Annotated in this window: 11 protein-coding genes and 1 pseudogene; 4 read left to right on the top strand and 8 right to left on the bottom strand. The window is 58.5% G+C overall.

The window, feature by feature from the left end; all coding sequences use genetic code 11:
• Nucleotides 1-496 precede the first annotated feature (496 nt).
• Both rlmF and AO068_RS21550 read right to left on the bottom strand, forming a co-directional pair.
• A complete protein-coding gene (gene rlmF / locus AO068_RS21555; RefSeq protein WP_058409398.1) occupies nt 497-1,483 on the bottom strand; it encodes a 23S rRNA (adenine(1618)-N(6))-methyltransferase RlmF in 987 nt (328 codons plus the stop codon).
• A gap of 86 nt (nt 1,484-1,569) precedes the next feature.
• Nucleotides 1,570-4,416, bottom strand: a complete 2,847-nt coding sequence (locus AO068_RS21550; protein WP_058409397.1) for a valine--tRNA ligase — start codon at nt 4,414-4,416, stop codon at nt 1,570-1,572.
• A gap of 168 nt (nt 4,417-4,584) precedes the next feature.
• Between AO068_RS21550 and AO068_RS21545 the strand changes: the two genes are divergently transcribed.
• Complete coding sequence (locus tag AO068_RS21545) at nt 4,585-5,670, top strand: RHS repeat-associated core domain-containing protein (RefSeq protein WP_058409400.1); 1,086 nt, start codon at nt 4,585-4,587, stop codon at nt 5,668-5,670.
• Between the two features lie 44 nt (nt 5,671-5,714).
• Here AO068_RS21545 and AO068_RS21540 read toward each other — a convergent pair.
• Nucleotides 5,715-5,885, bottom strand: a pseudogene (locus AO068_RS21540) (DNA polymerase III subunit chi); the annotation flags it as partial.
• Nucleotides 5,886-6,158: 273 nt separating this feature from the next.
• On the opposite strand from AO068_RS21540, the gene AO068_RS21535 reads away from it, so the two are divergent.
• Nucleotides 6,159-7,253 carry an RHS repeat-associated core domain-containing protein gene (locus AO068_RS21535; protein ID WP_058409396.1) on the top strand — a complete coding sequence of 365 codons (1,095 nt, stop codon included), beginning with the start codon at nt 6,159-6,161 and terminating at the stop codon, nt 7,251-7,253.
• 43 nt (nt 7,254-7,296) lie between these two features.
• Here AO068_RS21535 and AO068_RS21530 read toward each other — a convergent pair whose 3' ends face one another.
• From AO068_RS21530 to AO068_RS21520, 3 genes are read right to left on the bottom strand one after another with little or no spacing between them, the layout of a single operon-like run.
• Nucleotides 7,297-7,737: a hypothetical protein gene (locus AO068_RS21530; protein WP_058409395.1), complete on the bottom strand. Its 441-nt coding sequence runs from the start codon at nt 7,735-7,737 to the stop codon at nt 7,297-7,299.
• 7 nt (nt 7,738-7,744) lie between these two features.
• On the bottom strand, nt 7,745-8,173 hold the full coding sequence (locus tag AO068_RS21525; protein ID WP_005756882.1) for a DNA polymerase III subunit chi: 429 nt from the start codon (nt 8,171-8,173) through the stop codon (nt 7,745-7,747).
• Between the two features lie 57 nt (nt 8,174-8,230).
• A complete protein-coding gene (locus AO068_RS21520; protein WP_002552285.1) occupies nt 8,231-9,721 on the bottom strand; it encodes a leucyl aminopeptidase in 1,491 nt (496 codons plus the stop codon).
• Nucleotides 9,722-10,040: 319 nt separating this feature from the next.
• On the opposite strand from AO068_RS21520, the gene lptF reads away from it, so the two are divergent.
• Nucleotides 10,041-11,168 (top strand): LPS export ABC transporter permease LptF, encoded by a 1,128-nt coding sequence (gene lptF, locus AO068_RS21515; protein WP_002552286.1) that lies wholly within the window; start codon nt 10,041-10,043, stop codon nt 11,166-11,168.
• The gene (gene lptG / locus AO068_RS21510) at nt 11,155-12,216 is read left to right on the top strand and encodes an LPS export ABC transporter permease LptG (RefSeq protein ID WP_002552287.1); all 1,062 of its coding nucleotides are present in this window, start codon (nt 11,155-11,157) and stop codon (nt 12,214-12,216) included. Before lptF ends, lptG begins: the two co-directional genes overlap by 14 nt.
• A gap of 143 nt (nt 12,217-12,359) precedes the next feature.
• Here lptG and AO068_RS21505 read toward each other — a convergent pair whose 3' ends face one another.
• Together AO068_RS21505 and gcvT are read right to left on the bottom strand one after the other, a co-directional pair.
• Nucleotides 12,360-12,572 carry a cold-shock protein gene (locus AO068_RS21505; protein WP_002552288.1) on the bottom strand — a complete coding sequence of 71 codons (213 nt, stop codon included), beginning with the start codon at nt 12,570-12,572 and terminating at the stop codon, nt 12,360-12,362.
• Between the two features lie 412 nt (nt 12,573-12,984).
• A complete protein-coding gene (gene gcvT, locus AO068_RS21500) occupies nt 12,985-14,109 on the bottom strand; it encodes a glycine cleavage system aminomethyltransferase GcvT (protein WP_058409394.1) in 1,125 nt (374 codons plus the stop codon).
• Nucleotides 14,110-14,120 lie beyond the last annotated feature (11 nt).

Genomic DNA, 14,120 nt, shown 5'->3' with positions numbered 1-14,120 from the left:
CCTTGCGTGACGCTCCGCGTCACAGATCTGCGCCGCACTGCATACTCGAGAGAGGACGCGGAGCGTCCAGAACGGCATGCGACGCGGAGCGTCGCACGATAATCGAGGTTAAGGCCTGCCGACGCGGCGTCGCACGATAGCCCTATCAGTGGGGTGTGCGTTGTGCCTTGTNCGCCTTGCGTGACGCTCCGCGTCACAGATCTGCGCCGCACTGCATACTCAAGAGAGGACGCAGAGCGTCCAGAACGGCATGCGACGCGGAGCGTCGCACGATAATCGAGATTAAGGCATGTCGGCGGAGCGTCGTACGATAGTTGAGATTATCGTTCCTCACGCTCCAGCGTGGGAACGCCTTGCGTGACGCTCCGCGTCACAGATCTGCGCCGCACTGCATACTCGAGAGAGGACGCAGAGCGTCCAGAACGGCATGCGACGCGGAGCGTCGCACGATAATCGAGATTAAGGCCTGCCGACGCGGCGTCGCACGATAGCCCTATCAGTGGGGTGTGCGTTGTGCCTTGTCAAGGAAGGTCCAGGCCACGAAGCGGCTTTGTTTCTGGCCTTGGCCCATCTCGACTACCTTCACTTCAAGCGCGCCGGCTTTTTTCAGGGCGCTCTGGATCGGTGGCAGGTTGGATGCCTTGGACACCAGGGTGCTGAACCACACCACCTGGCCCGGCAATGTGGCGCTTTCCTGGATCAATTGGGTCACGAAGCCGATCTCGCCGCCTTCGCACCACAGCTCCTGAGATTGCCCGCCGAAGTTGAGAACCGGCAGCTTGCGCTTGGGATCAGCCTTGCCCAGTGCGCGCCATTTTCGTTGGCTGCCACGCTGCGCCTCATCCAGCGAAGCATGGAAGGGAGGGTTGCAGAGGCTCACGTGGAAGCGTTCGCTGCTGTCGAGCAACCCGAGCAGGATCTGCTTGCGATTGCCCTGCTGGCGCACGCTGATGGCCTTGCTGAGGCCATTGGCTTTGATGATCGTGGTAGCCGCCGCGATGGCCGTGCTGTCGATGTCCGAGCCAACGAACTGCCAGCCATAGTCGCTATGCCCCAGCAGCGGGTAGATGCAATTGGCTCCGGTGCCGATATCCAGCGCCTTGATGGACGCGCCGCGTGGGATCACGCCTTCATTGTCCTCGGCCAGCAAGTCGGCGAGGAAGTGCAGGTAGTCCGCACGCCCTGGAATGGGCGGGCACAGGTAATCGGCAGGAATGTCCCAATGGGCGATGCCATAGAACGCTTTGAGCAGCGCGCGATTGAACACCCGCACCGCCTGCGGATCGGCAAAGTCGATGCTTTGCTTGCCATACGGATTGAGGATCACGAACGCTGCCAGCTCGGGGCTGGATTTGATCAGCTTCGGAAAATCGTAATGACCCTGATGACGATTGCGCGGGTGCAAGGTGGCCTTTTCACGCGGCGCAGCAGGTTTGGCTGGCCGCTGAGGCTTTTTGCGCGGAGGTTTGCGGGTATCGGTCATGGGGTCGATGGTCAGCCGTGATGTCGAGTACAGAAATTCAGATAACAAAAAGCCAGCCCATAATCGGGCTGGCTTTTCTGGCCACCTTACAGGCTGGCGATGCGGGCGTGTTGCTCGGCCAGCTTGCCCAGCGCCTGTTCGGCTTCGGTCAGCTTGGCGCGTTCCTTGGCGATGACTTCAGGCGGTGCCTTGTCGACGAAGGCGGCGTTGGACAGCTTGCCGCCGACGCGTTGCACTTCGCCTTGCAGGCGCTGGATTTCCTTGTCCAGGCGCGCCAGTTCGGCCCCTTTGTCGATCAGCCCGGCCATCGGCACCAGCACTTCCATGTCACCGACCAGCGCAGTGGCCGACAGTGGCGCTTCTGCACCCTCGGTCAATACAGTCATCGATTCCAGCTTGGCGAGCTTCTTGAGCAGGTAATCGTTTTCGCTCAAACGACGCTGATCCTCGGCACTCACATTCTTGAGGAACAGTTGCAGAGGCTTGCCCGGGCCGATGTTCATTTCGCCACGGATGTTGCGCACGGCAAGCATCAGGCCCTTGAGCCATTCGATATCGTCTTCGGCAGCCTGATCAATGCGTGCTTCATTGGCCACTGGCCACGGCTGCAGCATGATGGTCTTGCCTTCTGCGCCCGCCAGCGGCGCAAGGCGCTGCCAGATTTCTTCGGTGATGAACGGCATGAACGGGTGCGCAAGGCGCAGCGCGACTTCGAGCACGCGTACCAGTGTACGGCGTGTGCCACGCTGACGTTCGACCGGTGCGGTTTCGTCCCACAGCACAGGCTTGGACAGCTCCAGATACCAGTCGCAATACTGGTTCCAGATGAACTCGTACAGCGCCTGGGCGGCGAGGTCGAAGCGGAACTGATCCAGTTGGCGGGTCACTTCGGCTTCGGTGCGCTGCAATTGCGAGATGATCCAGCGATCAGCCAGCGACAGTTCGACAGCTTCGCCGTTCTGGCCGCAGTCTTCGCCTTTGTCCAGCACGTAGCGCGCAGCGTTCCAGATCTTGTTGCAGAAGTTGCGATAGCCTTCGACGCGGCCCATGTCGAACTTGATGTCGCGACCGGTGGATGCCAGCGAGCAGAAGGTAAAGCGCAGGGCGTCGGTGCCGTAGCTGGCGATGCCGTCGGCGAACTCCTGGCGGGTCTGCTTCTCGATCTTCTTCGCCAGCTGCGGCTGCATCAGGCCACTGGTGCGTTTCTCTACCAGCGTTTCGAGGTCGATACCGTCGACGATGTCCAGCGGGTCAAGGACGTTGCCCTTGGACTTGGACATCTTCTGGCCTTGGCCGTCGCGCACCAGACCATGCACATAGACGGTCTTGAACGGGACTTGCGGCGTACCGTCCTCGTTCTTCACCAGGTGCATGGTGAGCATGATCATCCGGGCGACCCAGAAGAAAATGATGTCGAAGCCAGTGACCAGTACGTCGGTGGAGTGGAAGGTCTCCAGTGCCTTGGTCTTTTCCGGCCAGCCGAGCGTGGAGAAGGTCCACAGGCCCGAGCTGAACCAGGTGTCCAGTACGTCATTGTCCTGCTGCAGCGCGACTTCCGGCCCCAGGTTGTTCTTCGCCCGAACCTCGGCTTCGTCGCGGCCGACGTAGACCTTGCCGGATTCGTCGTACCAGGCTGGAATGCGGTGGCCCCACCAGAGCTGACGGCTGATGCACCAGTCCTGGATGTCGCGCATCCAAGAGAAGTACATGTTTTCGTATTGCTTGGGCACGAACGCGATACGGCCGTCTTCGACAGCGGCAATCGCGGGCTCGGCCAGCGGTTTGGTGGAGACGTACCATTGATCGGTCAGCCACGGCTCGATGATGGTGCCGGAACGATCGCCTTTCGGCACCTTCAGGGCGTGATCGTCGACGCTGACCAGCAGGCCGGCGGCGTCGAACGCAGCAACGATTTGCTTGCGCGCTTCAAAACGGTCCAGCCCGGCGTAGGCCGCAGGCAGGCTGCCGTCGACGCTTTCGTTCAGCGTGCCATCAAGGTTGAAAACCTGAGCAGCAGCGAGAACGTTGGCATTCTTGTCGAAGATGTTCAGCAGCGGCAGGTTGTGACGTTTGCCGACTTCATAGTCGTTGAAGTCATGCGCCGGGGTGATTTTCACGCAGCCTGTGCCGAATTCAGGGTCGCAGTAATCATCCGCGATGATCGGGATGCGGCGGCCTACCAGTGGCAGTTCGACGAACTTGCCGATCAATGCCTTGTAGCGCTCGTCCTGTGGGTTCACCGCAACGGCGGCGTCACCGAGCATGGTTTCCGGGCGAGTGGTGGCAACGATCAGGTAATCCAGACCTTCGGCGGTTTTTGCACCGTCGGCCAGCGGATAGCGCAGGTTCCACAGATGGCCTTTCTCGTCGTGGTTCTCCACTTCAAGGTCGGAAATCGCGGTGTGCAGCTTGGTGTCCCAGTTGACCAGGCGTTTGCCACGGTAAATGAGGCCGTCTTCATGCAGGCGCACGAAGGCTTCCTTCACGGCGTCGGACAGGCCGTCGTCCATGGTGAAGCGCTCGCGGCTCCAGTCGACGGACGAGCCCAGACGGCGGATCTGACGGCTGATGTTGCCGCCGGACTCGGCTTTCCATTCCCAGATCTTGTCCAGAAACTTCTCGCGGCCCAGCTCATGACGGCTCACGCCTTGCGCTTCAAGACGACGCTCCACCAGCATCTGCGTGGCGATACCGGCGTGGTCGGTGCCCGGTTGCCACAGCGTGTTGCGACCCTGCATGCGACGGAAACGGATCAGGGCGTCCATGATCGCGTTATTGAAGCCGTGGCCCATGTGCAGGCTGCCGGTGACGTTCGGCGGCGGGATCATGATGGTGTACGAGTCACCCACGCCTTGCGGAGCGAAATAATTTTCGGACTCCCAGGTCTGATACCAGGAAGTTTCGATGGCGTGCGGCTGGTAAGTCTTGTCCATGCGCGGCGGGAACCTGTGGCATTGATTCGGAAACCGGTAAGTATAGACCTGACGGCCAGCGACAAGCCATAAGCGCCGGGCCACAACTGGCAGATCTGTCAGTTGGCGGCGAGTGGGGCGAGGGGCATGATCCGGTGTTCAAGCATCGATCGCAGGGCGAATGCGGCCATGAACAAAACTTCGGAAAGCAGGCGCGTACTGTGCCGATATCGCTATGACGCGCTGGATCGTATTGCCGTCGTCGATCCCGGAGCACAGGGAGCAGTGTCGCGTTTTTATCAAAAGAACTGTTTGACGGTCGAGATACAGGGCGCAACGCGTCGCCGTGTATTTCACGGTGAAAATCGTTTGTTAGCAGAGTATGAGACTGAAGGCTCTGTTGCCCGGACGGACCTTCTGGCCACCGACCTGCAAAGCAGTGTATTGCATGCTTTGAGTTCGGAAGGGCACCAGCCGCTGGCCTATAGCCCTTACGGACATCGCTTGCCGGGCGGCCCCTTTTCCGGTTTCAACGGCGAGCGTGCGGACCCTGTGACCGGGCATTACCTGCTGGGTAACGGCTATCGCGCTTTCAACCCGGTGCTGATGCGATTCAATAGTCCGGACACTCTGAGTCCATTTGGACGGGGAGGTCTGAATGCGTATGCTTATTGTCAGGGCGACCCGGTTAACCGGAGTGATCCTGATGGGCATATTCCAGGGTTTGCGGCGGTCACGCGCGCGGCCAGGAGTTTCGCTTTTGAAGTGCTGCCTGATGAGCTCCTTGAGAATATACTCAAGCGCGTTTCTCTAGAAGACGCGGCCGCGCTGAGTGCAACGACCCCTCAAATAGGTAAGAGAGTATCAAAAATACTAAACAAGCCTTGGGTTGACATAAATGATCCCAGCGCACTGTCGACAATTGAAGGGCATTTAAGTACGACCGGGGCGCTAAGCCATGACGCTTTCTACAGCGCGCAGTTCAAGTATGTAGCGACGAGCATCGAGCAAGGATTCAGTAGAAAGATAAATAGCGTTGATCGTCAAACGCAATCGATTCTTGATCACGTGGCTGGCGTGAGTGGAAGCAGTGAGTTGCAGGCTACGCGCGCGCTAGAGCGTGCCCAGCGCTATCAGTCAGAGAGCCTGACAAGAATCACTGGGCTCATGGAAAACTACAGGAAGTTGCACAAGGAATGGAATGAACTTATCAATCGTGAAGCAGACACGGGCCGGCGTACAGCTGATATCCGCTCCACATTCAATCCTCGCTAATAACGTATCCACACGCATGTGAGCCAGTTTCCAAACCGCGCGCTTCACTTCTTCTGCTGCGCCAATAACCGCTCCAGCCTTGCCTTCAGCCGACGCTTGATCTCGTTTTCTATAGGTAGGGCGAAGCCGTCGACCACGTCCTGCATGATCAATTGCGCGGCTGCGCGCAGTTCGCTGTTCAGATGAAGCAGTGCATCAGGGTTGGGCTGCGCTTGCGGTGGAGCTGTCTGCTACGCCTTGCGGAGCGAAATAAATTTTCGGGCTCCCAGGTCTGATACCAGGAAGTTTCGATGGCGTACGGCTGGTAAGTCTTGTCCATGCGCGGCGGGAACCTGTGGCATTGATTCGGAAACCGGTAAGCATAGACCTGACGGCAAGCGACAAGCACATATGTGCCGGGCCACAACTGGCAGATATGTCAGTAGGCGGCGAGGGGGGAGAGGGGCATGATCCGGTGTTTAAGCATTGATCACAGGACGGATGTGGCCATGAACAAGACTTCGGAAAGCAGGCGCGTACTGTGTCGATATCGCTATGACGCGCTGGACCGTATTGCCGTCGTCGACCCCGGAGCAAAGAGTGCAGTGTCGCGTTTTTATCAAAAGAACCGTTTGACGGTCGAGATACAGGGTGCAACGCGCCGTCGTGTATTTCACGGCGATGATCGCTTGTTGGCTGAGTATGAAACGGACGGCTCCATCACTCGGACCGATCTGCTGGGCACCGACAGGCAAATCAGCGTGCTGCATGCCCTGAGTTCAGAGGAACGGCAGCCGCTTGCTTATAGCCCTTACGGACATCGCGCGCAGGGCGGTCCCTTTTCCGGTTTCAACGGCGAGCGCGCGGACCCTGTGACCGGGCATTACTTGCTGGGTAACGGCTATCGGGCTTTCAATCCGGTGCTGATGCGTTTCAACCGGCCAGACTCGTTAAGTCCATTTGGGCGGGGAGGCCTGAATGCGTATGTTTACTGTCAGGGGGATCCGGTTAATCGAAGTGATCCGGGTGGACATGTCGGGGTCCACAGACTCTTTCTCGACACGTTACCAGACCTGGCGCTTGACAGAATATTCAGGCACCTGTCTTTCAAAAATATGGCCGCAGTGAGTGGAGCGTCTAATACGTTGAATGAGAGAGGAGCCGGGCTGATAGCCGTGCAGTTAAATAAGCGTTTTGTAGATGCCAGTAACCCAGACGTACTGTTGGACCTTCGCAGCGCTATAGAAAACGAACCGGGTTTTCTGCCGAGTGTATTCAAGAGTGCAGACTTCAAAGTACGGTTTGAAAAAGTCACGGCGAACGCCAGTCAAAAAATGAGCGATCGAATCAAGGAGGCCTGGCGTGTAGAGCACTCATTCTCTGACAAATTCACGGGTAAACCCAATACCGGTTACGACGATTTCAAGAAGGCATCGGCTATTAAGCTCAAGGAGCACGAAGGGTCTCCCGAAATGCTGCTAAATATAAAAAGAGATGTGGCTAAACGCAAAACGCTCATGGGAGCCTGGTATGCCCAAGTTAGTCTCAAGGGGAAAATGGAGCGGCAAGTAGCAGAGATTCGCTCCCTATTGAATTCTCCCTGACAGCGTCTGCATGCGTGTGTGCTCCGGACTCCTGATCACACGCTCACTTCTGCTGCGCCAATAACCGCTCCAGCCTCGCTTCCAGCCGACGCTTGATTTCAGTCTCGATGTGCGGGGCGAAGTCGGCGATCACGTCCTGCAGGATCAACTGCGCGGCGGCACGCAATTCGTTGTCCAGATGCAGCAGGGCATCCGGGTTCGACAGTGCTTGAGGCTGGGCAGGCTGTTGAACGGTCTGAAGCTGCTCGACTGGTGCAGCTTGCACATCAGGCGTCAGCGTCGGGATGTCGTCTTCGTCGAAGTCCTGTTGATAAGTCGCGTCGGGGCGAGCGCCGACCACATCGAATAACAGAGGAATCTGGCCTTCCGGACGAGCCGGGTCGTTCGGCAGCGGGGATTGTGCGGGGTCATCGCCGAGCAATTGGCGGATCGATTCCAGATCGTTCAGCAAATGCGCGGATTCAGCTTTTTTTGAAGTATCCATCGTGTCCTCAAAGGCGCTGCAGTCGGTGATCTTGCGGAGGATAGCCCTGTTCACGGTATGAACGGAAACTCTCGCGTGCGGCAAGACGTATGGCCGGGTCTTCGACAACCACTTCCGCCACGCGGGCGAAGCGTTTGAAGAAGGCCGGAATGCTCAGGTCGAGGTTGACCAACAGGTCCTCGTGAGCGCCCGAGTCGTCACCCAGACCCAGCACCACGGGGGCATCGGAGTCGCTCTCGGCGTCGCCGTGGGGCAGAAACACTTCGCCCCTGAAGCGCCAGAGCCGGGCATCAAGGTCTTCACGCTGCGCTGCATCGCTGCAATGCAGATAGACCTTGTGACCCAGACGCCAGGCTTTTTCCGTGAGTTTGCAGGCAAAGTCCAGGCGCGCGGCAGGATCGGCGCTGGGCAGGATGTAAAAATCGACTTGGGTCATACAGGTTCCAGAACCAGTGGCGTATCGACCGTGAAGCCGACACGCCAGGGTGTCTTTTTATACGCCAGCGCGGTCGAGCAGGTACTGGGTCAGCAGCGGAACCGGACGTCCGGTGGCGCCTTTTTCCTTGCCGCCGCTCAGCCACGCAGTGCCAGCGATGTCCAGGTGAGCCCAGTCATAGGCCTTGGTGAAGCGCGACAGGAAGCAGGCCGCCGTGATGGTGCCGCCTTTCGGGCCACCGATATTGGCGATGTCGGCGAACGGGCTGTCGAGCTGCTCCTGGTACTCATCGAACAACGGCAACTGCCAGGCACGGTCATCCGCCTGTTTGCCCGCGTCGAGCAACTGATTGATCAGCGCGTCGTTGTTGCCCAGCAGGCCGGAAGTGTGGCCGCCCAGCGCAACCACGCACGCGCCGGTGAGAGTGGCGATGTCGATGACTGCCTGTGGCTTGAAGCGTTCGGCGTAGGTCAGTGCATCGCACAGCACCAGACGGCCTTCAGCGTCGGTGTTGAGAATTTCGACCGTCTGGCCACTCATGGTAGTGACGATGTCGCCGGGACGTGTCGCGGTGCCGCTCGGCATGTTTTCGGCGCAGGCCAGAATACACACCAGATTGATCGGCAGTTTCAGTTCCAGTACGGCGCGCAGGGTACCGAATACGCTGGCAGCGCCGCACATGTCGAACTTCATCTCGTCCATGCCCGAGGCAGGCTTGATACTGATGCCGCCGGTGTCGAACGTGATGCCTTTACCGACCAGCACGAAGGGCTGATCACCTTTTTTGGCACCCTGATAGTTCATGACGATCAGGCGAGGTGGCTGGGCGCTGCCCTGAGCCACCGCGAGGAAAGAGCCCATGCCCAGTTCGGCCAGTTTCTTCTCGTCGTGAACTTCCACTTTCAGATTCTTGTGTGCCTTGCCCAGCGCCTTGGCTTCTTCGCCCAGGTAGGTCGGGTGGCAGATGTTAGGTGGCAGATTGCCCAGGTCGCGGGTCAGTGCCATGCCGGTGGCGATAGCCTTGGCGTGAGTGGAAGCGCGCTCGATGTCAGCTATGCGGACCTTGTCGGTCAGCAGGGTGATTTTTTTCAGGGCGCGAACTTCGGCTTTCTGGGTCTTGAAGCGGTCGAAGACGTATTCACCATCCGCCAGAGCCTCGACCAGCAGGCGAGCTGTGCCGTAGGTGTCGCGGTTTTTCACTGACAGGTCATCGAGCGCAATCGCAGCGTCGCTGCCGCCCAGGCCTTTGAGGCAGGTCAGTGTTGCGCCGACGATTTTTTTCAGCTGGCGGTCCGACAGTTCGCCTTCCTTGCCGGTACCGATCAGCAGAACGCGCTCGGCCTTGATGTTGGGCAGGTTGTGCAGCAGCAGGCTCTGACCGACCTTGCCCGCCAGATCACCGCGTTTGAGAATGAGGGAGATGGCTCCGCCGCTGAGGATATCGACAGCCTGGGCAGCACCAACCAGTACACGGCTTTCGCCGACGGTGACCACCAGCGTTGCGGTTTTCAAGGTTTCTGGGCTTACGCTTTTAACAACCAATTCCATGTGGGGTCCCCGAGTAGACGATGAGAGTCGCAATATGAATGATGTACGCGGGATGGCCTGAGTGTTTTCAAGGAAGATGCCCGCGGTAAGCCTTGCAGTTTGACCCCGCTGCACGACTGCTGACAACCCCGTAGCGCCGCCTGCTTTGCGTGTATGTGCGAACTATCCCCGGTGCGCAGTGACAGAAACACACAATCACAGGATAATGCTGCATATTTTTTGATGCCCACGCCTTTTGCCGGCGTGAATCTCTGGTTGCCGTGGCTCACAATTTTTCCCTGTTTGGCTGCCTGAGCCTGACAACTCTGGAGTGTCTGGTTTGATTGTCTTCCGTTATCTGTCCCGAGAAGTGCTGCTTACCCTGAGCGCGGTCAGCGCCGTGCTGCTGGTGTTCATCATGAGCGGACGCTTCATCAAGTACCTGGCGCAGGCCGCGTCCGGTGCGCTCGATCCGGGCGTGCTGTTCCTGATCATGGGCTTCCGCCTGCCAGGCTTTCTGCAGGTAATCCTGCCGCTGGGCCTGTTCCTCGGCATCCTCATGGCTTACGGGCGCCTGTACCTGGAAAGTGAAATGACCGTGCTGGCCGCCACCGGCATGAGTCAGCAGCGGCTGCTTGCCATCACCATGGGGCCTGCCACGCTGGTCGGGCTGCTGGTCGCCTGGCTGAGTTTCAGTCTGGCCCCGCAAGGCGCTACCCAGTTTTCGCTGCTGATCAACAAGCAGGACGCCATGACCGAGTTCGATACGCTGGTGCCGGGTCGTTTTCAGGCGCTGCGTGACGGTACGCGTATCACTTACACCAAGGAACTGTCGGAAGACCGCTCGCAACTGGCTGGTGTGTTCATCTCTGAAAAACGCATGTCCGGCGACAAGAGCAAGGACAACGGTATTACCGTGCTGGTGGCAGAGAAGGGCCATCAGGAGGTAAGGCCCAATGGCAGTCGCTTCCTGATCCTCGAAAACGGCTACCGCTACGATGGCAATCCTGGTGCGGCTGATTACCGTGTGATCAAGTACGACACCTACGGGGCGATGCTGCCCAAGCCGGAAATCAGTGAAGAAATCACCGACCGTGAGGCCATTCCGACCAGCGAACTGATCGGCAACCCCGCACCGCGCTCTGTCGCCGAGCTGCAATGGCGTATTTCGCTGCCGCTGTCGGTGTTCATCGTGACGTTGATGGCTATTCCGTTGTCGCGCGTCAATCCGCGTCAGGGCCGTTACCTGAAACTTTTGCCGGCGATCCTTCTGTACATGTCTTATCTGGCCATTCTGATCTCGGTGCGCAGTTCGCTGGAGAAGGGCAAGCTGCCGCTAAGCCTTGGCATGTGGTGGGTGCATGGCATCTACCTGTCCATTGGCCTGCTGTTGTTCTATTGGGAGCCTCTGCGTCTGAAGATGGCGAGTCGTCGCAGCGTCACGGAGGTGACTCGTGGTCAAGCTTGATCGATACATCGGTAAAAGCGTATTGCTGGCGATTCTTGCGGTTCTGGGAATCATTCTGGGGCTGGTTTCATTGTTCGCGTTCATCGACGAGATGGGTGATATCAGTGACACCTACACACTGGCGGATGCCCTCAGCTACGTCATGCTGACCGCGCCGCGGCGTGTCTACGACACGCTGCCAATGGCTGCCCTGATCGGTTGCCTCATTGGTCTGGGTACGCTGGCCAGCAGCAGCGAACTGACCATCATGCGTGCAGCAGGTGTGTCCATCGGGCGCATCGTCTGGGCGGTCATGAAGCCGATGCTGCTATTGATGGTCGCTGGTGTACTGGTCGGCGAGTACGTGGCTCCCTACGCCGAGAACCAGGCTCAGGCCGCTCGCTCGCTGGCTCAGGGCTCGGGTGATGCGCAGAGCGCCAGGCATGGTCTGTGGCACCGTCAGGGTGACGAATTCATCCACATCAACACCGTCCAGCCCAATGGCCTGATGCTCGGCGTGACACGTTATCGTTTCGACGATCAACGCCACATGCTGACGTCCAGCTTTGCCAAAGAGGCCAACTTCAAGACCGATTACTGGGAGTTGAAGGACGTCAGTACCACGCATTTCAATGACGGCCGTACCGAGGTCATCAATACGCCGGTAGAGCGCTGGGATGTAGCGTTGAGCCCGCAATTGCTGAGCACGGTGATCATGCCGCCCGAGTCGCTTTCGATCAGCGGTCTCTGGAACTACGCGCATTATCTGGCTGATCAGGGCTTGAGCAATGGCCGCTACTGGCTGGCGTTCTGGACCAAGGTATTGCAACCGGCCGTCACAGTGGCGCTGGTGCTGATGGCAATCTCGTTCATCTTCGGCCCGCTTCGCTCGGTTACGCTGGGGCAGCGTGTGTTCACGGGGGTGGTGGTCGGCTTTACCTTCCGCATCATTCAGGACCTGCTCGGCCCGTCCAGCCTGCTGTTCGGTTTCCCGCCGTTGCTGGCCGTGCTGATGCCTGCTGCAGCCTGTGCGCTGGCCGGGGTGTATCTACTGCGCCGCGCCGGATAGCGTCGTGTAGCCGCAGTGAAAAAGCCGACCTCGAGTCGGCTTTTTCATGGGCGTACTCATGCGCCTGCTGAGCGAATCGCACATGCAAAAAAGCCTCTGACATCGCTGTCAGAGGCTTTTTGTGCATACGAGAGTGTGTCGTATCAGGCTTCGGCTTGAACTTCGTCAGCCTGCATGCCTTTCTGGCCCTGTACGGCAACGAAGGTAACTTTCTGGCCTTCTTTCAGGCTTTTGAAGCCGTTACCCTGGATGGCGCGGAAGTGTACGAACAGATCCGGCCCGCTCTCAGGAGTGATAAAACCAAAACCTTTTTCATCGTTGAACCACTTGACGGTACCGCTCTGACGATCAGCCATTTTCTTATTTCCTTGACGCTTGACTTGAATTGGTTACAGCCTCTTTCACACGAAAGAGCACTGGGGCTGGTTGCAGGAAGTAAGAAACGTAGAACGGGTTGTAGCAAACCTAGAGCTACTGCCCAGGTCCAGATTCGGCGACCCATGCAAACACAGTCCGGAAACTCTACGCCAACTCTCGTTACAAATACAACCCCCCTGCCTTGTACCCTGTTTCCGGGGGGTAGAGCCTTATGCCCGGCGTGTTTGCCTGCTGTGCACGGTGTTTGGTCTGTCATAACATTTTGCACTTTATAGGTGCATTTTTGGCATATACAACAGACTGTTCACTCGGTTGAAACACGGCCGAAACAGTGGTGTGTAACAGCACCTGCGCAACAGCGAAGTGTTGCTGTTTTTTTGACGCCGTTGTTTAGCCGCGAAAGTAACGTTGTGCAACGAAAGGCATTTTTGCAACACGCATGGGCACTTTCTTGCCGCGCACCATTGCCCAGACCTGTGTATCCAGCGTGGTGTAAGCGTTGTTCAAATAACCCATGGCCAGCGGGCCAGCCAGGCTCGGGCCAAAACCGCCGCTGCAGACAGTGCCGATGACAGTGCCCTGTTCATCGACGATTTCTGTGCCCTCACGCACTGGCGTACGCTCTTCGGGAAGCAGGCCGACACGTTTTTTGGCGACACCGTTCTGTTGCTGGGCAAAGACCTGCTCTGCTCCCGGGAAGCCGCCTGCACGTGCACCGTCGGCGCGACGCACTTTGGAAATAGCCCATAACAGGCTGGCCTCCACCGGTGAGGTGTCGGTGTCCATGTCATGACCGTACAGGCACAAACCTGCTTCCAGTCGCAGCGAATCACGTGCGCCCAAACCGATCGGGGCAACTTCCGGCTCTTCCAGCAGGCGGCGCGCCAGGGCTTCAGCCTGTTCGGCCGGTACTGAAATTTCATAGCCGTCTTCGCCGGTATAGCCCGAGCGGCTGACATAACATTGAACGTCCAGCAGCTTGACGCTGGCGAACTGCATGAAGGTCATCTTCGCCACTTCCGGCGCAAGGCGCGCCAGCACCGTGACAGCGGCCGGACCTTGCAGGGCGAGCAGGGCGCGTTCTTCGAACAGCGGTTCGATAGTGCAATGCCCCGCCAGGTGCTTGCGCAAGTGCGCCAGGTCCTGATGCTTGCAGGCCGCGTTGACCACCAGCATCAGTTGATCATTGCCGAGATTGGCAACCATCAGGTCATCGAGAATGCCGCCAGCATCGTTGGTGAACATCGCATAGCGTTGCATGCCGACCGGCAGGTCAATGATGTCCACCGGCACCAGGGCCTCAAGGGCCTTGGCAGCATCTGTACCGGTAAGACGAATCTGGCCCATGTGCGAGACATCGAACAGGCCGGCCTGTGCGCGAGTGTGCAAATGTTCTTTCATTACGCCAGCCGGGTATTGCACGGGCATGTCGTAACCGGCGAAGGGCACCATCTTCGCGCCGAGTTCTCGGTGAAGGGCGTGCAGGGGAGTGGTCAGCAGGGTTTCTGTGGACATGTTCAATTCCT

The organism is Pseudomonas sp. ICMP 3272 (assembly GCF_001466905.1).
Classification (GTDB): Bacteria; Pseudomonadota; Gammaproteobacteria; order Pseudomonadales; family Pseudomonadaceae; genus Aquipseudomonas; species Aquipseudomonas amygdali.
This window is presented reverse-complemented; position numbering and strand designations above follow the sequence as displayed.

Coding starts and splice junctions, on each gene's coding strand:
- rlmF (WP_058409398.1), bottom strand. CDS start 1,483: ATGACCGATACCCGCAAACCTCCGCGCAAAAAGCCTCAGCGGCCAGCC.
- AO068_RS21550 (WP_058409397.1), bottom strand. CDS start 4,416: ATGGACAAGACTTACCAGCCGCACGCCATCGAAACTTCCTGGTATCAG.
- AO068_RS21545 (WP_058409400.1), top strand. CDS start 4,585: ATGAACAAAACTTCGGAAAGCAGGCGCGTACTGTGCCGATATCGCTAT.
- AO068_RS21535 (WP_058409396.1), top strand. CDS start 6,159: ATGAACAAGACTTCGGAAAGCAGGCGCGTACTGTGTCGATATCGCTAT.
- AO068_RS21530 (WP_058409395.1), bottom strand. CDS start 7,737: ATGGATACTTCAAAAAAAGCTGAATCCGCGCATTTGCTGAACGATCTG.
- AO068_RS21525 (WP_005756882.1), bottom strand. CDS start 8,173: ATGACCCAAGTCGATTTTTACATCCTGCCCAGCGCCGATCCTGCCGCG.
- AO068_RS21520 (WP_002552285.1), bottom strand. CDS start 9,721: ATGGAATTGGTTGTTAAAAGCGTAAGCCCAGAAACCTTGAAAACCGCA.
- AO068_RS21505 (WP_002552288.1), bottom strand. CDS start 12,572: ATGGCTGATCGTCAGAGCGGTACCGTCAAGTGGTTCAACGATGAAAAA.
- gcvT (WP_058409394.1), bottom strand. CDS start 14,109: ATGTCCACAGAAACCCTGCTGACCACTCCCCTGCACGCCCTTCACCGA.